Source organism: Arthrobacter cheniae (assembly GCF_003602275.1).
Lineage (GTDB): Bacteria > Actinomycetota > Actinomycetes > Actinomycetales > Micrococcaceae > Arthrobacter_D > Arthrobacter_D cheniae.
Genome location: NZ_QZVT01000007.1, coordinates 47,233 through 68,819 on the forward strand (window position 1 = coordinate 47,233; position 21,587 = coordinate 68,819).

Consider the following 21,587-nt stretch of genomic DNA (forward strand, 5'->3'; position numbering starts at 1 on the left):
CCTGCAGGCGAGGCCGGAACGAAGCGTCCTACCCGCGACCCGCACTCAGCTGGAGCCGCGCCAGACCCGGCGCCAGAAGGTCGCTTTCACAGGCTCGGGCGGAGCGGCGGCCTCGGCTGCCCGGCGGGACGCCTCCCGGCGCTCGCGCCAGCGCTCCACTTCGGCGTCGACGTCGCGGAGCTTCGTGATGACGGGTGGGCCGCCGAGGAGCTGTCGTCGCGCATCGATGACGCGGTAGTTGAAGTCCTCGAGGACCTCCCGCACCTGTTTCTCGGTGTACTGGCGGTCGAGGCGGTCGTCCAGCTCGGCGTCCTCCGTCCGCAGCAGGATGGCCCGCGGTCCCAGACCCGTGATGTTCTCGCGCTGGATCAGGCCCTTGACCCACCAGTCGGGGTCGTGGGCCTCCCCCAGCCCCGGGATCGGCTTACCGGCCAGCGCGAGGTTGTCGAATTCGCCGCGCGCTATGGCACGGTCGACGATCAGCCGTGCTCGCTTGACCTCGTCCTCGCCCTCGCGCAGCGGCGCCAGCTCGCCGTTCGGTGCGTCGCCGTCGTCGTTCTGGCGTGCCAGTTCAGCCATCACGTCCGATGGATCGCCGCCGTCACGCGCCGCACGATACTGGCTTGCCTTCCGCAATCGCTCCTCGTGCTCCCTGGACCCGCTGATGCCGCTGCCCTCCCGCGTCGTTTCCGCCTCGACTCCAGTATTCCGAGGCCGCGACAGGGCGTGCAACCCATTTCCCTGGGCCGGACGGGCTGGCGGTGCGGAGCCGCTGCGTGTGGGTTCGGGTGTGGTTGCGTGCGGGTGCGGAGTGCGGGCTGTGCCGCGTGCGGGCGCGACACACGGTTGCGGGTGCGCTGGCGTGCGGGCGCGACGCTCGTTCACGGCTTCAGCGGACAAACCGGCCGGACGACGGCGTGTCCTGGTGCGACACACGGTTCCCGCGCAAAAGACGTGAACGACGGCCGTTCGAGCACGCCCCGGAACCACCCCGGACGACGGCGTGTCCCGGCGCGACACACGGTTGCGGGTGCGCTGGCGTGCGGGCGCGACGCTCGTTCACGGCTTCAGCGGACAAACCGGCCGGACGACGGCGTGTCCTGGCGCGACACACGGTTCCCGCGCAAAAGACGTGAACGACGGCCGTTCGAGCAGGCTGCGGAACCACGCCGGACGACGGCGGCGGGCCGCCCTCGAAGGGTGACCCGTCGCCGGCCGGGGAAGCGAGGAGCTAGACCAGCCAGACCGTCGTGCCGGCGGGCAGCCTGCCGTCCTCCAGGGGCGAGCTGCTCAGCAGCACCGTCCCCGCGGGCAGGTCCACCGGAACCGAGCCGAAGTTGGTGATGCTGTGCCAGCCACTCGGACGCGTGAAATGCAGGACGTCGGCGGAGGGCTCGTCGATCCACTCGAACTCCTCCTCCCCCTGCAGCTCGCGCCGCAACTCGAGCGCGCGGCGGTAGAAGCTGAGGGTGGAAGCGGCGTCGCCCTCCTGCACCTCGACGGCGTACTCGCCGAACCAGGAAGGCTGCGGCAGGTGCGCCCCTGCGAAGCCGAAGCCGAAGGACTCCCCGTCGGCCGTCCATGGGAGTGGCACCCGGCACCCGTCGCGGCCCACGTCCACGCCCCGGTTACGGAAGAACGTGGGGTCCTGGCGATCCTCGTCGGCGATGTCGGCGACCTCGTGCAGGCCGAGCTCCTCCCCCTGGTAGAGGTAGGCGGAGCCGGGCAGGGCGAGCATGAGCTGCGAGACGGCGCGCGCGCGGCGCTCACCGAGCTCCCGGTCCAGTTCCGGCTCCGTGCCGCCGCTCATCAGCCATGCCGCGCCGTCCTGACCGCCCTGACCGCCCTGGCCTGCCTTGCTGTCGTTGCTCTCGGGGCCTGCCGGCGGCAGGCCGTACCGCGTGGCATGGCGGACGACGTCGTGGTTGGAGAAGACCCAGGTCGACGACGCGCCGGAGGACGTCGCCTCGACGAGGTTCTTCGTGATGATGTCGCGGAACTGGCGGGCATCCCAGTCGGCCTTCAGCAGGTCGAAGTTGAAGGCCTGGCCGAGTCCCTCCGGGCTGGCATAGCGGGCGCGGCGGTCGGCGTGCACCCAGGCCTCGGCGACGGCTGTACGCGGTGGGGTGTACTCGTTGAAGACCTCCCGCCACTCGGCGAACACCTCGTGGACCTCGTCGCGGTCCCAGAAGGGGTGCAACCCATTGTTGTTCCCGCCCTCGGGGCCGAGCTCGGTCTTGGACGGAAGCGGCTCGGTCATGTCCTTGGTGAGGGCATGGGCCACATCGACGCGGAACCCGTCCACGCCGCGGTCGGACCAGAAGCGGAGGGTCGTCAGGAAGTCGTCGCGGACCTCCCGGTTGTCCCAGTTCAGGTCCGGCTGCTCCCGGGCGAAGATGTGCATGTACCACTGGCCGTCCTCGGTGCGCTCCCATGCCGGGCCGCCGAAGACGGACTCCCAGTCCGAGGGGGCCTCGTCCCCGTTCGGTCCCCTGCCGTCGCGGAAGATGTACCGGTTGCGGGCGGCGGAATCCCTCGGGGACGCCAGCGCCTCCCGGAACCAGGCGTGCCGGTTGGAGGTGTGGTTGGGAACGATGTCCGCGACGAGCTTGATACCCGCCTCGTGCAGCGCGGAGATCATCTCGTCGAAGTCCTCGAGCGTGCCCAGCTTGGGATCGACGTCGCGGTAGTCGTCGACGTCGTACCCGCCGTCCGCGAGCGCGGAGGGGTAGAAGGGGCTGAGCCACACGGCGTCCACACCGAGTGCCTTCAAGTACGGGATGCGGGACGTGATGCCCTTCAGGTCGCCGATGCCGTCGCCGTTGGAATCGGCGAAGCTCCGCGGATAGATCTGGTACACGGCGGCCTGGCGCCACCAGTCCGGATCCTGCATGCGCTCGGCAAGAGCTTCGGGAGCGAGCTGCGCAGTGGCGTCAACGGCTGATTCGACGCCGGGGTTGACGGTTGAAGTCACGGGTTTGGTCCCTCTTACTGCGTGGGGGGATGAATGTATCGGCGGGGCAGGGCCGGAGAGGGGGCCTCGTTCCACGCACAGCATTCTTCTTACGGGAGGGATCAGAGGCGTGTCAATCGAGCGACGACGGCCTGCGGGGCCTTGCGGCGGACGCCCCGGCTTGCCCTGGCGCCCCAGCGCCCGATGCATGTGATCACACCGGTTCGCCGCAGAGCCCGGCGCATGCGATCGCACCGATTCGCCGCAGGGCCCGGCCTGTGCGCTTGCAGGAATTCAGGGCAAAAACCCGGCCCTGCGCTGCTGCACCGAGGCCGCAGCCGTAGCCGCCCGCCGGAATTATTCAGAGGCCTGATCAATTGCACCAAGCATGACAACTATTGCGATCATCGGAGCAGGACGCGGCCTCGGCGCCGCGGTGGCACGGCGTTTCGGGGCCGAAGGGTTCTCCGTCGCCCTCATCTCCCGCAGCCAGGGAAAGCTGGACGCCCTCGCTGAGGACCTCGGCAAGGAAGGCATCCAGGCCCGCGGGTTCGCCGCCGACGTCCGTGATCCGGAGTCCATCGCCGCGGCACTCGAGGCAGCCACCGAGACTCTCGGGCCCATCGAGGTGCTGCAGTACAGCCCCCTTCCGCAGAAGGACTTCATGCGGCCCGTCCTGGAGACGACTCCGGCCGACCTCAAGGGCCCGGTGGAGTTCTCCATCTACGGCCCGGTGGCAGCCGTCCACCAGGTTCTTCCCGGCATGCGGTTCCTCGGCGAGAACCGCGGCACCATTTTGTTCATCAACGGTGGTTCGGCCGTGAAGCCGGGCCGTGCCGTCACGGGTACGTCGGTCGCCTTCGCCGGCCAGGCCGCCTACGCCCAGCTGCTGCACGAGGTGCTCGGCGAGGAGGGGATCCATGTGTCGCAGCTCATCATCGGCGGCCGGATCATCGAGGGCGACCCCGAGAAGGACCCCGCTGTCCTGGCCGGGGTCATCTGGAATCTCCACGCGGAGCGGAGCACTTTCCGCCACCAGATCAGCGCCGACTGATTCCCTCCCGCCGGCGAAGGAGAACACCATGAGCAAGATCTGGTTCATCACCGGGACATCCCGCGGCTTCGGCCGTGAGTGGGCGGAAGCCGCCCTCGAGCGGGGAGATTCCGTCGCTGCCACCGCGCGCAGCACCGACAGCCTCACGGCCCTGGTCGATACGTACGGCGATCGGATCCTGCCGCTGGCACTCGACGTGACCGACCGCGCAGCCGTCTTCGCCGCCGTCCGGCAGGCGCAGGAGCGCTTCGGCAGGCTCGACGTCGTCATCAACAACGCGGGCTACGGGCAATTCGGCATGGTCGAGGAACTGTCGGAGGCCGAGGTACGCGATCAGCTCGAGACGAACCTCTTCGGTGCCGTCTGGGTCACCCAGGCCGCACTTCCGTACCTCCGCGCTCAGGGCAGTGGCCACATCATCCAGGTGTCCTCGATCGGCGGTATCTCGGCCTTTCCGACCGTCGGCGCGTACCACGCGTCGAAGTGGGCCCTCGAAGGGCTCAGCCAGGCGCTGTCCCAGGAGGTTGCCGGGTTCGGCGTCAAGGTCACGCTGATCGAGCCGGGCGGGTTCTCGACCGACTGGGGCGGCAGCTCCGCGAAGCACGCCACCGCGATCCCCGCCTACGACGGCGTCCGGGAGCAGGCCGCGAACCGACCGAGCCGTGCCGGGACTCCCGGCGACCCCACGGCGACACGCGGACCCATCCTCACGATCGTCGACAGCGACGATCCGCCGCTGCGCGCGTTCTTCGGCGAGGCACCGCTCGGCATTGCGAAGGCGGACTACGAGTCGCGGCTGGCGTCGTGGGAGAAATGGCAGCCGGTGGCCGTCGAGGCCCACGGCGGCAAGGACTGAACTAGGCCCGACGCAATACTGTCGTGGGGACATCAACCAGCACCCGGAGGACTTCATGAAGATCGCACTGCTCGGCGTCGGACGTATGGGACACGAACTCGGTGTGCACCTGCTGCAGGCCGGCCATGAGGTGACCGCCTGGAACCGTACGGCCGCCGCTGCGGAAGGCCTGCGCGACGCGGGGGCCACGCAGGCGCCCTCCCCCGAGGACGCCGTTCGGAACGCGGACGTCGTGATGACCGTGCTCTTCGGGCCGGACACCGTCCGGGAGGTGGTGCTCTCCGGCCTGGAGATCCCGGCCGAGGCCGTCTGGTTCGACGTCACCACGGTCTCGCCCGAGGACGCCCGCGAGTTCGCCGACTACGCCTCGGCGGCCGGCATCCGCTATGTGCACGGCCCCGTCATCGGAAGCCTCGCCCCGGCGCGGGCCGGTCAGCTGGGCGTTCTGCTCGGCGGAGCGGAGGAGGACGTCGACGTCGTCGAGCCCCTCGCGATGCTCTGGGGTGACGCCGAGCGCCTGCGCCGCGTCGCGACGCCGTCGGACGCCGCCACCGGGAAGCTGCTCGCGAACCTCGCCCTCGGCGTCACGCTGCAGGGACTCGTCGAGGCCCTGCGCCTCGGCAAGGCGAACGGATTGGACGCCCCTGCCGTGCTGGATCTGCTGAAGGGCACCGGTCTCGGCGTCATCGCCGGCATGAAGGGACTCGTGATCACCGCAGGGACCTTCGGGGACACACAGTTCTCCGCCGACCTCCTCGCGAAGGATGCACGCCTGATGCTGCGCTCCACGCCCGATCCCCTGCCGGCCGTGACCGCCGTCCTGCAGTCACTGACCGAAGCGCAGCGCGCGGGAGCCGGCGACGACGACATCGCCGTGATCGCGAAGCCCGAACTGGGCTAGTGCCTTCACCGGCCGGCGGACTCCCCGTCCTGGTAGGGAGTCCGCCGCCGGTGCGGGGTCAGTCGACCTGGGGGAAGCCGAGGTCGATCTTCGACGTCGACGGGTCCGGCCAGCGCGTCGTGACGACCTTGCCGCGCGTGTAGAAGCGGATGCTGTCCGGCCCGTACATGTGGGTGTCGCCGAACAGCGAGTCCTTCCAGCCGCCGAACGAGTAGGTGCCCACGGGCACGGGAATCGGCACGTTGACGCCCACCATCCCGGCCTCGGCCTCGACCTCGAACTGGCGCGCGGCCCCGCCGTCGCGCGTGAAGATGGCGACGCCGTTGCCGTACTGGTTCTCGTTCACGAGCCGCACCGCGTCCACGTACGACCCGACGCGGACCACGGACAGGACGGGCCCGAAGATCTCGTCGTCGTACACCTTCATACCCGGCTTCACATGGTCCACGAGGGAGACACCGAGGAAGAAGCCGTTGGAATCGAACTGCTGCTGCGTACCGTCGACGACGACGGTGGCGCCCTCGGCGGGCGCGTTGGTGACATAGGACGCCACGCGGTCCCGGTGCTCGGCCGTGATGAGAGGACCCATCTCGGAGCTCGGGTCGGTGCCGGGTCCGATGGTCAGGCCCGTCATCCGGGACCGGACGGCTTCCACGAGGTCGTCCGCGATCTCCCCCACGGCGACGATGACGCTGATCGCCATGCAGCGCTCGCCGGCCGAGCCGTATGCGGCCGAGATGGCGGCGTCGGCTGCCATGTCGAGATCGGCGTCGGGCAGGACCACCATGTGGTTCTTCGCGCCGCCCAGGGCCTGGACGCGCTTGCCGTTGGCTGCCGCACGGGAGTAGATGGTCTTCGCGATAGGCGTGGACCCGACGAAGCTGACGGCCTTCACACCGGGGTGGTCGAGGATGGTCTCCACGGCCTCGCGGTCGCCGTGCACCACGTTCAGGACGCCGTCGGGCAGGCCTGCCTCCGAGAAGAGTTCGGCGATGAACACCGAGGAGGACGGGTCCTTCTCGCTGGGCTTCAGCAGCACGGTGTTGCCGCAGGCGATGGCGCTGCCGATCATCCACAGCGGCACCATGGCCGGGAAATTGAACGGCGTGATGCAGGCGACGACGCCGACGGGCTGGCGGATGGAGTGGACGTCGACGCCGGTGGACACCTGCTCGGACCGCTCGCCCTTCAGCATGTGGCCGAGGCCGGTGGCGAACTCGATGTTCTCGAGTCCGCGGGAGATCTCCCCCTCGGCGTCCGAGAGGACCTTGCCGTGCTCGCTCGTCAGGATGGCCGCGAGCTCCGACTTCCGCTCGGTAAGCAGTTGCCGGACCTTGTAGAAGACGGCGGCCCGCTTGGCGAGGCTCGCTGAGCGCCAGCCGGGCAGGGCTGCTTCGGCGGCCGCGACGGCTTCGTCCACGCGCGACGGCGACGCCAGGACCACCTCCTTCTCCTGCTCGCCCGTGGCGGGATTGAACACCGGTCCGAAGCGCTCGGCGTCGGACACGCGTGTTCCGTTGATGTAGTGCGGGATCTGCTGCATGGGAGTCCTTCGGGGATGTGGGGAAGCGGAGACTAGAGGGTGCCGTCGACGAGCTTGATGATCATGGAGCAGTCCTTGCCGCCCTCGCCCTGGTCGATGAGGCGTTGGAACAGCTGCTGGACGTGCTCGCCGATCTCCAGTGGGGTATCGGTGCTGCGGGCGGCCGCGATGGCGAGCCCGATGTCCTTGTTGGCGAGTTCCGTGGTGAAGGTCGGCGCGAAGTCGTTGTTCGATGCGGCGGTGTCGATTACGCCCGGCACGGGATACCAGGTGCGCAGGGCCCAGCTGTCGCCGGAGGACACCGAAGCGATGTCCCAGAACACCTGCTTGTCGAGCCCCAGCCGGTCCGCGAGCACTGCGCCCTCCGCGGTGGACGCGAGGTTGATGAAGAGCATCAGGTTGTTGCAGATCTTCGCGGCCTGTCCGGTGGTCGCACCGCCGGTGGGGATGATGTTCCTCGCCATGGGTTCGATGAACGCGGTGGCGTCCTTCACGGCGCCCTCCTCGCCCCCGATCATGAAGGTCAGCGTGCCGGCCTTCGCTCCGCTGATGCCGCCCGAGACCGGAGCATCGACGAATCGGAAGCCCTTGTCCGCTGCTGCTTCATGCAGTGCTGCCGCGGACTCGATGTCGATGGTGGAGGAGTCGACGAGGAGCGTGGAGGTCTCCGCGTGGGCGAGGACGCCGTCGTCGCCGAGGTACACCGCCCGCGCGTGGTCTCCCTTGGGGAGCATCGTGAAGACCACATCGGCGCCCCTGACGGCGTCAGCGATGCCCGGCACCGCCGTGACACCCTCTGCCTCCGCTGCGGCGACCGCATCAGCGCTGAGGTCGAAGCCCCGCACCGTGTGGCCCGCTTTGACCAGGTTGGCGGTCATGGGACCGCCCATGTTTCCAAGTCCTATCCAGCCGATCGTTGCCATGTCCAAGCTCCTTTGCTCGTGGGTACCTTCTGCCACCCTGTCCCACTGCTACAGTGCGATCAAGGGGAAAAATCACAGACTGTGTGAACATTTATGCACAGGCGGACACGGATGGAGATGTGTGGTCGACTTCCGACGCCTGCCGAGTCCCGACGACCTCCTCATCCTGCTGACCGTGGCCCGCCTGGGCCGCTTCAACGCCGTCGCGGAAGCCCTCGGCTCCACGCACACGACCATCTCCCGCCGCATCCTCGCCCTGGACAGGCAGCTCGGCGGCCGCACCCTCGAACGCACCCCCCAGGGGTGGGAGCTGACCGCGCTGGGGGCCGACGCCGTCTCGGCGGCGGAGGCGATCGAGCTGAGCCTCGGCGAGCTCGACGCACGCCTCTCGAACACGGACACCCTGACCGGCATGCTGAGGATCAGCGCACCGGACGGCTTCGGTGCCCGCTTCATCACGCCGGCCCTCGTCCGCGTGCAGCGGGACAACCCGAGGCTCGACGTCGAGCTGCTCAGCGCCACGCGGAAAGCCAGCCAGAACCGCTCGGGCGTCGACCTCGAGGTGGTGGTGGGGCGCACCGAGACGGTGACCGCGGAGCCCATCTTCCTCACCAACTACTTCCTGCGCCTCTATGCCGGCAAGGCCTACGTGGACCGTCGCGGACTCCCGGAGCGGCTGGAGGACATCCGCCACCACAGCTTCGTCTCCTACGTCGAGTCCGCGCTGCAGGTCTGGGAACTCGGTCACCGCTCCTCGCAGCTGCCCCTGCCGGTCACGTCCTTCCAGTCCACGAGCATCTTCGCGCAACTGGAGGCCGTCCACGCGGGGGCGGGCATCGGTCTGCTCCCGAACTTCATGGTGCCGAACGGCTCGGGGCTGCTGCCCGTCCTCCACGACGGTTTCCACCGGCAGCTGCCCATCTGGGCAGTCGCCCGGCCGGAGTCGCTCCGATCGGCAGCCGTCCAGGCCGTGGTCACGGCGATCCAGCGGGAGATCAGCGAGCGCGACGGCGAATTGACCGCCTGACCAGTCCGACCTGCACCGCCTCGGCGCAGGCGCATCCCTACGCTCCGCACGGACAGGAACGACGACGGCGCGTGTCCGCCGCCGTCGTCGTTCCTGTTCCATCACCGTGTCCGACCGGGCGTCACTACTTCTTGGAGGCGGCCAGCAGGTCCGCGGTGCCGCGGGCATCCGCCTCGTCGACGTCGAGCAGGCTGATGCCGCGGGTCTCCTTGAGCAGCAGCACTGCGACCACCGTGACGCAGCAGGCCAGCAGCAGGTAGATCGCGACGGGGGTCGAGGACCCGTAGTCCCGCAGGAGGGTGGTCGCGATGATCGGGGCCAGCGATCCTGCGACGATCGAGGTGACCTGGTAGCCGAGGGAGACGCCCGAATACCGCATGCGGGTGGGGAACATCTCGGCCATGATCGCGGGCTGGCCGGCATACATCAGGGCGTGGAAGAACAGGCCGATGGTGACCGCCGCGAGGATGATGAGATCGTTGCCCGTATCCATCATCGGGAAGGCGAAGAAGCCCCAGGTGGCGCCGAGCACGGCACCGGCCAGGTACACCGGCTTGCGTCCCAGCTTGTCCGAGTAGCGCCCGACGATCGGCACCGCGCAGAAGTGCAGGAAGTGCGCCACGAGGAGGAGCAGCAGGATCCGCGTACGATCCTCGCCCACCACCGTGCTCAGGTACGTGATGCTGAACGTGACCACGAGGTAGTACAGGATGTTCTCGGCGAAGCGCAGGCCCATCGCGGTGAAGACGCCGCGCGGGTAGCGCTTGAAGACCTCGATGACGCCGTAGCCCTTGGACTCCTCGACGACCTCCTTGCGGGCTTCGAGGAAGATCGGGGCGTCGTTGACCTTCGTGCGGATGTAGTAGCCGACGATCACGATCACGGCCGAGAGCCAGAACGCCACGCGCCAGCCCCAGCCGAGGAAGGACGCCTCGTCGAGCACGGCGGAGAGGCCGAACAGCACGCCCGTCGCGAGCAGGTTACCCATGGGAACGGCGGACTGAGGCCAGCTGGACCAGAAACCACGGCTCTTGCTGGGGCTGTGCTCGGCTACCAGGAGGACGGCCCCGCCCCACTCGCCGCCGACGGCGAAGCCCTGGATGAAGCGCAGCACCACGAGGAGCCCGGGAGCCCAGTAGCCCACCTGGTCGAACGTGGGCAGGCAGCCCATGAGGAAGGTCGAGACCCCCACGAGGATGATGCTGACCTGCAGCAGCTGCTTGCGCCCGTACTTGTCGCCGAAGTGCCCGAAGACGATTCCTCCGATGGGCCGCGCGACGAAGCCGACGGCGTAGGTCAGGAAGCCGGCGATGATCGCGTCGAGCTCGGAGTCCGCAGTGGGGAAGAACACCGAAGCGAACACCAGGGTGGCGGCGGCCGCGTAGAGGAAGAACTCGTACCACTCGACCACGGTGCCGGCCATCGACGCGACGACGACTTTCTTCAGGCCCGACGCATCGACGTCGGGCTCCTCCCGCTGGGGTGGTGTGTGCTGCGCTGAACTCATGCGGACTACTCCTTCGGTGTCTTCGTTGACACGGCCGGCCGGGAACGGCCTCCGCTGGCCGGCGCGCACTGTGACTGGAGGCACACCGGGGCGTTATGAGTATTGCGTCGGACAGCAGGCCGATCAACGTCGAATAGTGCAGAGTGCTTCTGCATTTCCGCACAGCCGCGACGGTCTTCTAGCCCTGGTGCCGGCCGATGCGCTCGGCCGCAACGACCGGGCGAGGGCTCGAAAGAGGTGTGTGAGGATCGGACTCTGTGGGTACGGTACGAAGTATGGCTACCCCTGATACTCCTGGTCCCGATTCGAACCACCAGCGTCCCGACGGCGTCTCCGACATCACGGTCGAGGCCCTCGGGAAACTCTCCGAAGCCCTCGAGGTGGTGGAGCACGCCCGCGGCTACCTCTACGGTTTCCACCGCCTCACCGGCAAGGCCGACCTCAACCTCTCCGAGGCCGAAGAGCTGTTCCGGAAAGCCGGCCACACCGAGATCGCCGACAAGCTCGTCACCGAGATCATCGGACGCAACGTGATCGAGGGTCGCTGGACGTTCCAGATCATGGAGGACTACGACGACCACTACTACTCCGAGTTCAAGTCCTTCGAGAAAGAGGCCCGGGATTCCCTCGTCGAGGGCAAGCGCCACCTGTTCGAGGCGGAGATGAAAGAGGATCGACGCACCAAGGGCGAGGCACACCACGAGGCACTGCCGCCGGAGGCCTGAATCGGCGTCGTTCCGCACGCCCCCTGCATACCTGCGTCGCCGGTCCCTTGAACCGCCGTCGAGCCCGCCTTCGTGTGTACATTCGTACCCATCATGGGTACGGTTGTACACATGACCTCAAGTGGCGACGACGGGAAGTCGATGGCGCACGGTCTTCAGGTAGGCGATGACGGGCGGAACAGGACTCCTGTCCTGCCGGCTGGTTCGGATGACGCCACCGGGGATTCCGCTCCCAGAGCAGGCAGCCGGTCCGGTCCCGACGGCGCCCGTTCACGGCGGCACGATCCGCGCCGCCGTGAACGGCTCATCGATACCGCGCTCGGCGTCATCGCCGAACACGGTGTCGCCGGGACCACGCATCGCCGGGTCGCCGCCGCCGCGGATGTGCCCCTCGGTTCCATGACGTACCACTTCGACGGCATGGACGACCTCCTTCATGCGGCCTTCACCGCGCTCGCCGGCCGGACCGCGGACACCTTCGACGCGGCGCTCTCCGGCGCCGCCACGCGCGACGAGGCGGGTGAGGCAGTCGTCGGCCTCATCACGGGGACGGCGCTCAACGCGCCGGACACCATGCTCGCCAGCCTCGAGTTGTACGCACTGGCTGCGAGGCGTCCCCAGTTCCGGACCATCACCGATGCCTGGATGGCGCGTAGCCGCGATGCCCTGCACGCTCACTTCGATCCGGAGACCGCACTCATGCTCGATGCACTGATCGAGGGAACCACGCTCCATCGGGCCCTCTCTCTCAACCCCATGAAGATCGGCACGGTCCGCACCGCCGTCGAGAGGATCGTCCGGCCGTGAGCACCCCCGCTACCGTGCAGCCGGCCGAGCACACGCCGCAGCGGCTCGGCCGGGCACGCTTCGCGGTCAGCGCCCTGTTCCTTTCCAACGGCGCGCTCTTCGCGAACATCCTTCCGCACTACCCGGCGATCAAGGATGGACTGGACCTCAGTAACGCTGCGTTCGGCATCTCCGTAGCGGCGTTCCCCCTCGGCGCCATCACGGCAGGACTCGCGTCGGGCGCGCTGGTCCGGCGCTACCGGTCCTCCCGCGTCGCGACCGCCGGCACCCTCCTCATCGGCCTGTCGATCCTCCTCGCCGGCGTCGCTCCGTCGTGGGCGGTCCTCACCGCCACCCTGTTCCTGGCCGGCACCATGGACGCGATCACCGACGTCGCGCAGAACTCGCACGGGCTGCGCGTGCAGAAGCTCTACCGGCGGTCCATCCTCAACTCCTTCCATGCCGTATGGAGCATCGGAGCCGTGCTCGGCGGCCTGATGGGGGCGGTAGCGGCAGGCCTCGCCGTTCCCCGGGGACTCCACCTGACGGTGTCCTTCCTGCTCTTCACCGCGCTCACCCTCGTGTGCTACCGCTTCCTCCTGCCCGGGGCAGAGCCATCGGAGCCGGCAGAAGCACCACCGGTAGCGGCGCCCGGCGGTGCCGCGCGGCGGAGGTCGATGATGACCTTCGGCATCCTTGCCGCGCTGATCGTCATCGGCATCGCCGGAGCGCTCGTCGAGGACGCCGGAAGCACGTGGGCGGCGGTCTACCTCAGTACCTCCCTCGATGCCACGCCCACCATCGCCGGCCTCGGCTTCGTTGCGCTCGTCGGCCTCCAGTTCGTGGGACGCCTCTTCGGCGACCGACTGGTGGACAGGTTCGGTCAGCGCTCGGTGGCACAGGCAGGTGGCATCCTGACCGCTGTCGGCATGGGCACCGCTCTTCTGTCCCCGTCGATCCCGCTCACCATCCTCGGCTTCGGATTGGCCGGCCTCGGCGTCGCCACCCTCGTCCCGGCGGTGATGCACTCGGCGGACGAGCTTCCCGGCCTCAAATCAGGCACGGGATTGACGGTCATCAGCTGGCTGATGCGACTCGGATTCCTGTTCTCACCTCCGATCGTCGGTGCTGTCGCGGATGCGTCATCGCTCCGGGTCGGCCTGGTCGTCGTGCCGATTGCCGGCATCCTCACGCTGCTCGCTTCTCCTGTGCTGCCGAAACGGGTTCGGCCCCACCACTGATACACGTCCGCGCCGGCCCTGTTGTGTCCAGTTAAGCGTTTTCCACAATGTCCGAAGCATCTGTTACACAGGAGTTGTCACTGGTTGAAGCTTCATGCGAAGTGGATCACGGGGACTTCTCAGGGGGACAGAACCACATGCGTTTTGGAGACATTCTGCGCCAGGCACGCAGCGCCAAGGGACTGACACAGGCAGAGCTCGGGGCGGGGGTGTATTCGGCCAGCTACATCTCGCTCCTCGAGCGGGGACAACGCCAACCGACGACCGATATGGTGCAGCATTTCGCGTCTCGGCTCGGCATGGATGTGCAGACCCTGAACTGGTGGGTCGAACCTCCGTCCGTCGACGATCAGCCCGCTCTCACCTCCGCGATGTTTGCCGCCCATCACGCACGGGACCTGCGGGACGATACGCTCGCGGCCTCCGAGGCCGAGTACGCCGCCAGCATCGCCTTCGAGCAGCGGAACGGGCCCGCCTGGTGGGACATGTCCATGCTGCAGGCGCAGTCCCTGATCAATCTTCGCCGGCTGGAGGAGGCCGAGACGGTGCTCCTGCGCGTCCAGTCCTCCTCCCTATTGGCCCAAACGCCAGAATTGCGCTCCGTGGTACAGATGCGGCTCTCTTTGATCGCCCGGGGCACAGGCCGACTGCTGGAGGCAGTCGATCTCGCACACCGCGCAGTGGAACAAGCGGCGGAGCTACCTGACAGCTCGCCCGCCCGACTGCAGGCAGCATTCATCCTCATTGCGGCTTTGGCGGTGAAAGGTGATCTCGATGAAGCGTGGGACATCGCCATGAGCCTCGACGTCACGGAGAACGTTCCCGCAGTGCCGTCCCGCATCATCGCTCACGGGGCTTGGGCCATCGGCAATGTGGCCTTCCGCAGGGGTGAGGTGGCAGTGGGCTACGAACAGCATGCTCTCGCGGCGAAACTTCTGCTCCCCCAGGCCGATCTGGAGATGTGGACCAATTTCCATAAGTCGAGCGCGAATCTGAAACTCGAGGCCGGCCTTGTCGACGAGAGCGTTCGTGAGTCCATTCGGAATGCCGAGGTGGGACTCGAATTGGTCGGCACGAAAGGTCAACAACTCGAGCTTCTTCTTGCGAAGGCCCGCTTTGCGCTCCTGACCGCTGATCTCCCGGCGGCGGCGGAATTGCTCGGGGAAGTGAATGGCCAACGCGAGAACCTGGACTTCGAGTCCGGAATCGAGCTGGAGTCCTGCCTGGGCCACTACTACGTCGCGCTGAAGTCCCGCAGGCAGGCAGCGCACCACCTGTCCGAAGCAGCACGGCTCTACACGGAAGCCGGAGCGGACGAGAAGGCCCACGAGTTGCTCGACCAGGTGCGGGCGCTCGGGGCCTAGACCCTTCGCTTTTCCCCTGGAGGGTCACGCGTCCATCTGCGGCCGGAAGCGCCGGATGCTGTAGACGATGAAGGCCGCGGCCAAGAGTCCGGACAGGATCAGGCTCGTACCGACGCTCCACCCGCCGGGAAGCCACCATCGCCCATCGAGCGGCCACCAGCCCGGCACTGGAGGATTCACCCCCCACAGCAGGCCGAGCAGCACCAGGACAAGGGCACCTGTGAAGCTGAGCGCGATGGCACTCCTGGTCCTCACCCCCTGTGCGGCCGCGGCGAAAGCCCTTTGCTTCACGGGCTGCAGCCAACGCCTCGCCCACTCGTACTGCTGCGCGAGCACGGCGAGTCCGGCCACGAGGGCCAGCAGTCCGGGACCTGGAAGCACGAGGGCGGCGAGGCCGATCAGCACCAAGAGCCATCCGACGACCAGCCCGATGATGCGGCGGGCCCCACGGGGCCTGGTCCGCCCGGCGAATACTGAACCATGGGGGCGGCGCTGTCGAGGGGACTGCACCATCAGAAATTCCTCAGTAAGCTTCGCATTCCTCTATCGTTGGACTGATCGACGTTGGTGGCAACCCGGCCATGCGTGAGCCGTGCCCTTGCCGCAGGGCGATCCGCACGGCCGACGCGGCGCCGGCACCAGCATTACCAAGGGACTTCCCGCAACCGCGGGCTTAGAGAGGGACATTGACCATGATCGGATTCATCCTCGCCGGCCTCATCATCGGCGCACTGGCGCGGCTCATCAGGCCGGGCAAGCAGAACCTCGGCCTGGTCGCCACGCTGTTATTGGGCCTCGTCGGCTCGATCATCGGCGGCACCATCGCGAGCCTCCTCGGCACCGGCCAGATCTTCGAACTGAATGTGCTCGGGTTCATCGTGTCGGTCATCGCGGCGGTGCTGCTGATCGGCGTCGCCGAGTCCGTCGCCGGCCGCCGTCGCGTCACCCGCTGAGCCACCAGCAGGTAGGAAGGGGCGGCTTTGGCCGCCCCTTTCCGCGTGTCGGGCGCAATCAGCCGACGTGTCGTTCCAAAGCAGCCATGCCGCGGCACGCCTCAGCTGTCCCGCACGTTCATCCAGTGCACGTACCCCGGGAAAAAGTCGGTCTGCAGGTGTAGCGTCGGCATCAGATGGGGCACAGATACGTTCGGAAGGTTCAACTATGAACAAGAACTGGCGCTGGCTACCCGCCGGCATCGTCCCAGTCGTCATCGTCGCTGCTGCCGTGAGCGGTTCCGCCGTCGCCGAAGCCCAACCGCAACTCCCCGCGAAGACCGCGCAGGAGCTGCTCGAGTTCGTAGCCACCGGTGCCGACGACGCCTATTCCGGCACCGTGGAGCAGTCGTCCAACCTCGGACTTCCGGACATGGCTGGCGTTGCCACTCCCCCGGGAGGCACCTCGAGCTCGGATCCGACGTCCGCAGCACTCGAACTCCTGACAGGCGAGCACACCGCCCAGATTTACGTCGACGGGACGGACAGGGCGCGTGTCCAGGTCCTCGATCAGCTGGCGGAGCGCGACGTCGTCATCAACGAGAACGACGCCTGGTACTACGACTCCCGGTCCAACGAGGCCACTCACGCCGTCCTGCCGGACAAGGACGCCACCAGGGCGCAGCTCGAGGCGAAGCTCCAGCAGAAGGCCGCCGAGTACCCCGAACTGCAGAACGTCCCCCGCACCCCGGCCGAACTCGCGCAGACCTTCCTCGCGACGATCGATCCCAGCACCGAGGTCACGGTGGACGGCACCAGCCGCGTTGCCGGCCGCAGCGCCTACCAACTCCTGCTCACCCCGGAAGACTCTGCCACCCTCATCGGTTCCATCGCCGTGAGCGTGGATTCGGAAACAGGCGTCCCCCTCAGCGTCAGCATTGAGGCCAAGGGACAGGAGGAGGCCGCCTTCACGGCAGGCTTCAGCGCGGTGGACTTCACCACCCCTGACCCGGCGATCTTCCAGTTCACCCCGCCCGCCGACGCCACCGTCACGGAAGCACCCACGGCCGATGAGGCGAGGGCGAAGCTCGAGGCCACACCGGAGGCAATGCCGGCAGAGGCTCCGGAGAAGCCCGACATCATCGGCGAGGGTTGGAGCACCATCGTGGAACTGCCCGCCGGAAGCGCAGCCGGGCTCGGACTGAACCTCGGCAGCGGTGAGGCAGCCGGCATGGGCGAGATCATGGAGATCAAGCCGGGCATGGATCCTGAGGATGTGGCCGGCGCAGGGGCCCTCCTGGAGCAGGCACTCACCGAGGTCGACGGTGGACGCGCGCTGCAGACCTCGCTCGTCTCGGTGCTGGTGACCGATGACGGACGCATCCTCGCAGGCGCCGTCGGCGTGGACCAGCTCGTCGCAGCTTCACAGCAGTGATCGCAGGATTACCGGCGCGGTCCGCACCCTTCGTGCGGGCCCGCGGGTGAGCGTCGGCGACTACGCGATCGAGACGCACGGCCTGACGAAGGCCTTCGGCAGGCAGAAAGCCGTCGACGACGTCGATCTGGCTGTGCCCCGCGGCACGGTGTTCGGGTTCCTCGGCCCCAACGGGTCGGGGAAGACAACCACCATCCGTATGCTCCTCGGCCTGGCCGCGGCGTCCAGCGGTGAGATCCGCCTGCTGGACGGCGGAATGCCGAAGCATGCCCGGACGGTGTTGCCGAGGGTAGGCGCACTCGTCGAAGGCCCAGCCATCTACCCGTTCCTCTCCGGACGGGCGAACCTCCAGCGTTTCGATGCCGCGGACCGCCACACGTCCCCCGCCACCAGGAATGCCCGCGTCGACGCCGCCCTCGAGCGCGTGGGCCTCAGCCACGCAGCCACGAAGCGCGCCCATGCCTACTCCCTCGGCATGAAGCAGCGCCTTGGGATCGCCAACGCGCTCCTCGCACCGAGGGACCTGCTGATCCTCGACGAGCCCACCAACGGCCTCGATCCACAGGGCACGCGCGAGGTCCGTCATCTCATCAAATCCCTGTCCGACGACGGCACCACCATCTTCGTCTCCAGTCACCTCCTCGCCGAGGTGGAGCAGATGTGCAGCATGATCGCGGTCATGAGCGCCGGACGCCTCGTGGCACAGGGCACCCTCGATGAGCTCCGCTCCGGCGGCACCGCCCGCGTCCGCGTCACCACCCCCGACTTCGCTGATGCCCACCGCGTCCTCAGCGGCCTCGGGCTCACACCGGAACTGCACGGGCGCGACGACGTCATCACGGCCGAGCTCTCGGTACAGGGCCTGCTGCCGGAGTCCGTCAACGCCGCCCTCGTCCGAGCCGACGTCCGGGTCCGGGGTTTCGAAGCAAGCGGCGCATCACTCGAGGACCGTTTTGTCGCACTGACCGGAGAGGGGTTCGACGTTGCCGGCTGAATCCGCAGTAGCCAGTCCATCGCGAGCCGGAGGCGGCCTCGGGCTCACGCTCCTGGTCTCGGAGATCACGGTCCTGTTCAGGCGCCTGCGCACCTGGGCGATGATCGGGGCCCTGGCGCTGATCCCCATCCTGATCGCCGTCGTCGTCCGTGTCTCCTCCGACGGCTCGGCCAGCGGACGCGGCCCGGCGTTCCTCAACAGCATTACGCAGAACGGCCTGTTCGTGTCGCTGACGGCGCTGACCGTTGCCATTCCACTGTTCCTGCCACTGACCATCGGCGTCGTCGCGGGTGACACGATCGCGGGCGAGGCGAATCTCGGCACGCTCCGCTACCTCCTCGTCGCTCCGGCCGGACGGGTCAGGTTGCTCCTCGTGAAGTACGCGGGCGCTGCACTGTTCTGTTTCGTGGCAACCCTGACCGTCGTGGTCACGGGTGCCATCATCGGTGCCCTACTGTTCCCGGTAGGGCCGGTGACACTCCTGTCCGGAGACACCGTCGGGATACCCGGCTACTTCGTGCGGTTGCTGCTGCTCGCGCTCTACGTGACGGTCTCGCTCATGGGACTCAGCGCCATCGGACTCTTCATCTCGACCCTGACGACCATTCCCGTCGGCGCCATGGCGGCGACGGCTGCGCTGGCTGCCGTCGCCCAGATCCTGGGCGCCCTCCCCCAGCTCGAGTGGCTGCACCCGTGGCTGTTCACCAACTACTGGCTGGGCTTCGCGGACCTGCTGCGGGAGCCGATCGTCTGGAACTCGTTCGCGGACAACGCCCTGCTGCAGCTCGGCTACATCGCCGTCTTCGGCACCCTGGCCTACGGCCGCTTCAGCACGAAGGACATCCTGAGCTAGCCCCCCGGATCTACCAGTGGTGAAGGGTGCCGTCCTCCCGTCGGTCGAAGGGCAGGACCGCTGCGGAAATACTGCCCCAATCCTGCCGCGCCGTCCGCCCGAGGCAGGCACTTTCCTGCAGTCCTGGCGATAGATTCGTGGTACCCCGGGCGGGGCTCAGCCTGCCAGGTACTTCTGCACCGGGAGCTGCTGGATGGGGACCCATATGCCTTCGAGGACTGCACCGTGAGCGCTGCTGCGCCGATCGATGCCTATAGCTCCTACGCGGAGCCGGCAACACTCGGCCTGCTGAGGCGGCGCGCGCCCGGCCAGGCGGTCATGGAGGAACTCCTCGAGGCGCACAGCACCCGCCGCCCCCGAGGTCGGCTGGCACGAGTCCTCGGCGTCCACCCGCTCAGCAACGACAGCAAGCCCTGGTACTGGGGCGCCCTCGGCGAGCGCGCAGTGGGTCGGGTCCTCGCGACGCTCGGGCCGGAGTGGGCCGTCCTCCACGCCGTTCCGGTCGGTGAGAAGTCGTCCGACATCGACCACGTCGTCATCGGACCCACGGGCATCTTCACGCTCAATACCAAGCGGCATGTCGACCAGAGGATCTGGACGGCCAAGGGCACGTTCATGGTCGCGGGAACGAGATACCCCTACGTCCGCAACTCCGAGCACGAAGCCGCACGGGCGGGGAAACTGCTGTCCGCCGCGGTCCGACATCAGGTCGTCGCCGAGGCGGCCATCGTCGTCGTGGGCGCCCGGCAGGTGACAGTCAAGGAGAAGCACCGCGCCGTTGCCGTCCTCACGTCGCATCAGCTCCTGCGCTGGATCACGCGCCGGCCGGTGGTCTTCACGGCGGAGCAGGTCGCCCTCCTGTCGGCGGCCGCCGCGCAGCCCTCGACCTGGCGGCGCACACCCCCGGTGCTTCGTGACGCGGCCGACGTCGTCGAACCGTTCGAGGTCCTGCACAAGCTGGTGGAACAGGCCCGACGACGGCGGATCGGCTGGCTGCTCGCGGTACCTGTGAGCGTCATCGCTTCGGTGGTCGGCGTCCTGCCGCCTTTCTGAGCAACCGCGGCCTTCCACACTTCTCCAGCCGAAAGAGACCTGTGCTCCACTTTCCTTCCAAGAACACGGCCGCGCACACGGCGGACCCCGCCGAGGTGGCGCGCATCCACCAGCTGCTCGGGCATCATGTGTGGGCGTTCAGCAACTGCCGGGTCGATGCGCCGCCCGTTCGCGTGCAGGAGGTCGACTGGCTGTTCTACAACTCCCTGAACGGCACCTTCATCCTCAGCGAGTGGAAGCGGTTCCCCGCGCAGGTGAGCCAGGTGAGGGACGTCGGGGAGCCATGGGGCCTCGCCAACGGTGCGAGCGTCGCGAACCCGCTGGAACAGGTAGCGCGGCAGCTCGATGCCGTCCGTCGTGCGCTGAGGCTCAGCGTCGTCGGGAAGCATTTCCCGGCGGTGGACCAGCATGCCATCAACGTCTACCAGAGCGTCTACTGTCCGCAGGTCACGGAGGCGACACGGCAGGAGCGGCTCCGCTACGGAACCGTGCACGCAACCCTCGACGAACTGGCGCGGACGGTTGAACGCCGAGCCGTCACTGCTCCGCTGGTGGTGGTCAGCGGTATCGCCCAGGTCGCCCTGGCTGATGCACTGGCCGAGCTGTTCCGGTGCTCGGTCAGCACCGCGGTGCGGAGGAAGCTCGATCCTCCGGTAGCCGTAGGACCCCCTGCACTCCCCGAACCCGCGGCAGCCGCCCCGCGTACCCGAGTCGCTGCCATCCATCGCGAACTGGCTGCGCTTCACCTGGAGCTGGCGTCGCTCGTCGATGCTCCGGTTCAGGCTCCGGTTCAGGCTCCGGTTCAGGCTCCGGTTCAGGCTCCGGTTCAAGTTCCGACTCAGATTCAGGCTCCGGCTCCGGCTCCGGCTCCGGCTCCGGTTCGAGTTCCGGCTCCGGCTCCGACTCCGACTCAGACTCAGACTCCGACTCAGGCTCCGACTCCGACTCAGGCTCCGACTCCGACTCAGGCCGCACCCTCCAAGAAAGGGCTGGCCGCACCCGCCAAGAAGTCGCTGCCCGTCACCGGCCACCTCCAACGCCATGTGACGAAACATGTACCGTCGGCGAGAGCAGGCTCCGATCACGTCCGCGTCGCCTTCCTCTCCGCGCTGCAGGACGGCCAGTTGCGAAAGAGCGGGGTGAATGTCGGCGAGTTCGGCGCACTCGTGGGACAGCGCCTCGAGGGGAGCGTGAAACTCGCGAGCCTCACTCCCGGCGGCCTCAAGAAGTGGTGCCTGATGCAGGCCGAGGCCGCTGGAATCCTTGCCGAGCCCGACGCGACCCATCCCTCCGTCGTGAGGCTGGTCAGGACGGCCGGCCAGCTGTAGCAGCTGCATGGTCCGGCTCTGCCAGGACGGCCGGAGGGACAGTTCGATGTCCGGCTGCGACAGGTCTTAAGTTAGGCTTACCTTGCCTTTCTGTCGACTACCGCGCTTTCGC

20 protein-coding genes are annotated in these 21,587 nt (G+C 67.9%); 14 read left to right on the forward strand and 6 right to left on the reverse strand.

Features of this window, described 5'->3' with window-relative positions:
• Positions 1-45: 45 nt before the first annotated feature.
• Positions 46-636, reverse strand: coding sequence for a DnaJ family domain-containing protein (locus tag D6T63_RS13570; protein WP_235830752.1), 591 nt, complete (start codon positions 634-636; stop codon positions 46-48).
• Between the two features lie 595 nt (positions 637-1,231).
• On the reverse strand, positions 1,232-2,893 hold the full coding sequence (locus tag D6T63_RS13575; RefSeq protein WP_182977019.1) for a glycoside hydrolase family 13 protein: 1,662 nt from the start codon (positions 2,891-2,893) through the stop codon (positions 1,232-1,234).
• Between the two features lie 448 nt (positions 2,894-3,341).
• Here D6T63_RS13575 and D6T63_RS13580 point away from each other — a divergent pair, with 448 nt between their 5' ends.
• From D6T63_RS13580 to D6T63_RS13590, 3 genes are read left to right on the forward strand one after another with little or no spacing between them, the layout of a single operon-like run.
• Positions 3,342-4,007: an SDR family NAD(P)-dependent oxidoreductase gene (locus D6T63_RS13580; RefSeq protein WP_120149599.1), complete on the forward strand. Its 666-nt coding sequence runs from the start codon at positions 3,342-3,344 to the stop codon at positions 4,005-4,007.
• 28 nt (positions 4,008-4,035) lie between these two features.
• Entirely contained in the window at positions 4,036-4,863 is an 828-nt protein-coding gene (locus D6T63_RS13585; protein ID WP_120149600.1) for an SDR family oxidoreductase, read from the forward strand.
• Positions 4,864-4,918: 55 nt separating this feature from the next.
• Positions 4,919-5,764 (forward strand): NAD(P)-dependent oxidoreductase, encoded by an 846-nt coding sequence (locus D6T63_RS13590; protein WP_120149601.1) that lies wholly within the window; start codon positions 4,919-4,921, stop codon positions 5,762-5,764.
• 58 nt (positions 5,765-5,822) lie between these two features.
• On the opposite strand, the gene D6T63_RS13595 is transcribed toward D6T63_RS13590, so the two are convergent.
• Together D6T63_RS13595 and mmsB are read right to left on the reverse strand one after the other, a co-directional pair.
• Positions 5,823-7,307 (reverse strand): CoA-acylating methylmalonate-semialdehyde dehydrogenase, encoded by a 1,485-nt coding sequence (locus D6T63_RS13595; RefSeq protein ID WP_120149602.1) that lies wholly within the window; start codon positions 7,305-7,307, stop codon positions 5,823-5,825.
• A 32-nt stretch (positions 7,308-7,339) separates the two neighbouring features.
• Positions 7,340-8,266 carry a 3-hydroxyisobutyrate dehydrogenase gene (mmsB, locus tag D6T63_RS13600; RefSeq protein ID WP_328588678.1) on the reverse strand — a complete coding sequence of 309 codons (927 nt, stop codon included), beginning with the start codon at positions 8,264-8,266 and terminating at the stop codon, positions 7,340-7,342.
• A gap of 85 nt (positions 8,267-8,351) precedes the next feature.
• Between mmsB and D6T63_RS13605 the strand changes: the two genes are divergently transcribed.
• Positions 8,352-9,257 (forward strand): LysR family transcriptional regulator, encoded by a 906-nt coding sequence (locus tag D6T63_RS13605; RefSeq protein WP_235830753.1) that lies wholly within the window; start codon positions 8,352-8,354, stop codon positions 9,255-9,257.
• Between the two features lie 124 nt (positions 9,258-9,381).
• On the opposite strand, the gene D6T63_RS13610 is transcribed toward D6T63_RS13605, so the two are convergent.
• On the reverse strand, positions 9,382-10,764 hold the full coding sequence (locus tag D6T63_RS13610) for an MFS transporter (protein ID WP_120149605.1): 1,383 nt from the start codon (positions 10,762-10,764) through the stop codon (positions 9,382-9,384).
• Between the two features lie 275 nt (positions 10,765-11,039).
• Between D6T63_RS13610 and D6T63_RS13615 the strand changes: the two genes are divergently transcribed.
• The 4 genes from D6T63_RS13615 to D6T63_RS13630 all read left to right on the forward strand — a co-directional run bounded on the left by D6T63_RS13615 (position 11,040) and on the right by D6T63_RS13630 (position 14,880).
• On the forward strand, positions 11,040-11,489 hold the full coding sequence (locus D6T63_RS13615) for a hypothetical protein (protein ID WP_120149606.1): 450 nt from the start codon (positions 11,040-11,042) through the stop codon (positions 11,487-11,489).
• Between the two features lie 111 nt (positions 11,490-11,600).
• Positions 11,601-12,296 carry a TetR/AcrR family transcriptional regulator gene (locus tag D6T63_RS13620; protein ID WP_235830754.1) on the forward strand — a complete coding sequence of 232 codons (696 nt, stop codon included), beginning with the start codon at positions 11,601-11,603 and terminating at the stop codon, positions 12,294-12,296.
• Positions 12,293-13,516 carry an MFS transporter gene (locus tag D6T63_RS13625; RefSeq protein WP_235830755.1) on the forward strand — a complete coding sequence of 408 codons (1,224 nt, stop codon included), beginning with the start codon at positions 12,293-12,295 and terminating at the stop codon, positions 13,514-13,516. The genes D6T63_RS13620 and D6T63_RS13625 overlap by 4 nt, the downstream gene beginning before the upstream one ends.
• Positions 13,517-13,653: 137 nt before the next feature.
• Positions 13,654-14,880, forward strand: coding sequence for a helix-turn-helix domain-containing protein (locus tag D6T63_RS13630; protein ID WP_182977008.1), 1,227 nt, complete (start codon positions 13,654-13,656; stop codon positions 14,878-14,880).
• Positions 14,881-14,904: 24 nt separating this feature from the next.
• Here the strand turns inward: D6T63_RS13630 and D6T63_RS13635 are convergent, their stop codons facing one another.
• The gene (locus D6T63_RS13635) at positions 14,905-15,393 is read right to left on the reverse strand and encodes a PGPGW domain-containing protein (protein ID WP_120149609.1); all 489 of its coding nucleotides are present in this window, start codon (positions 15,391-15,393) and stop codon (positions 14,905-14,907) included.
• A gap of 179 nt (positions 15,394-15,572) precedes the next feature.
• Here D6T63_RS13635 and D6T63_RS13640 point away from each other — a divergent pair, with 179 nt between their 5' ends.
• The 6 genes from D6T63_RS13640 to D6T63_RS19255 all read left to right on the forward strand — a co-directional run bounded on the left by D6T63_RS13640 (position 15,573) and on the right by D6T63_RS19255 (position 21,475).
• A complete protein-coding gene (locus D6T63_RS13640) occupies positions 15,573-15,833 on the forward strand; it encodes a GlsB/YeaQ/YmgE family stress response membrane protein (protein WP_120149610.1) in 261 nt (86 codons plus the stop codon).
• A 208-nt stretch (positions 15,834-16,041) separates the two neighbouring features.
• Entirely contained in the window at positions 16,042-17,247 is a 1,206-nt protein-coding gene (locus tag D6T63_RS13645) for a LolA family protein (protein WP_120149611.1), read from the forward strand.
• Entirely contained in the window at positions 17,183-18,241 is a 1,059-nt protein-coding gene (locus tag D6T63_RS13650; protein WP_120149612.1) for an ABC transporter ATP-binding protein, read from the forward strand. The genes D6T63_RS13645 and D6T63_RS13650 overlap by 65 nt, the downstream gene beginning before the upstream one ends.
• A complete protein-coding gene (locus D6T63_RS13655) occupies positions 18,231-19,094 on the forward strand; it encodes an ABC transporter permease (protein WP_235830756.1) in 864 nt (287 codons plus the stop codon). The genes D6T63_RS13650 and D6T63_RS13655 overlap by 11 nt, the downstream gene beginning before the upstream one ends.
• Before the next feature lie 225 nt (positions 19,095-19,319).
• Positions 19,320-20,147, forward strand: coding sequence for a nuclease-related domain-containing protein (locus tag D6T63_RS13660; RefSeq protein WP_120149613.1), 828 nt, complete (start codon positions 19,320-19,322; stop codon positions 20,145-20,147).
• Between the two features lie 41 nt (positions 20,148-20,188).
• A complete protein-coding gene (locus tag D6T63_RS19255; RefSeq protein ID WP_182977009.1) occupies positions 20,189-21,475 on the forward strand; it encodes a hypothetical protein in 1,287 nt (428 codons plus the stop codon).
• Positions 21,476-21,587 lie beyond the last annotated feature (112 nt).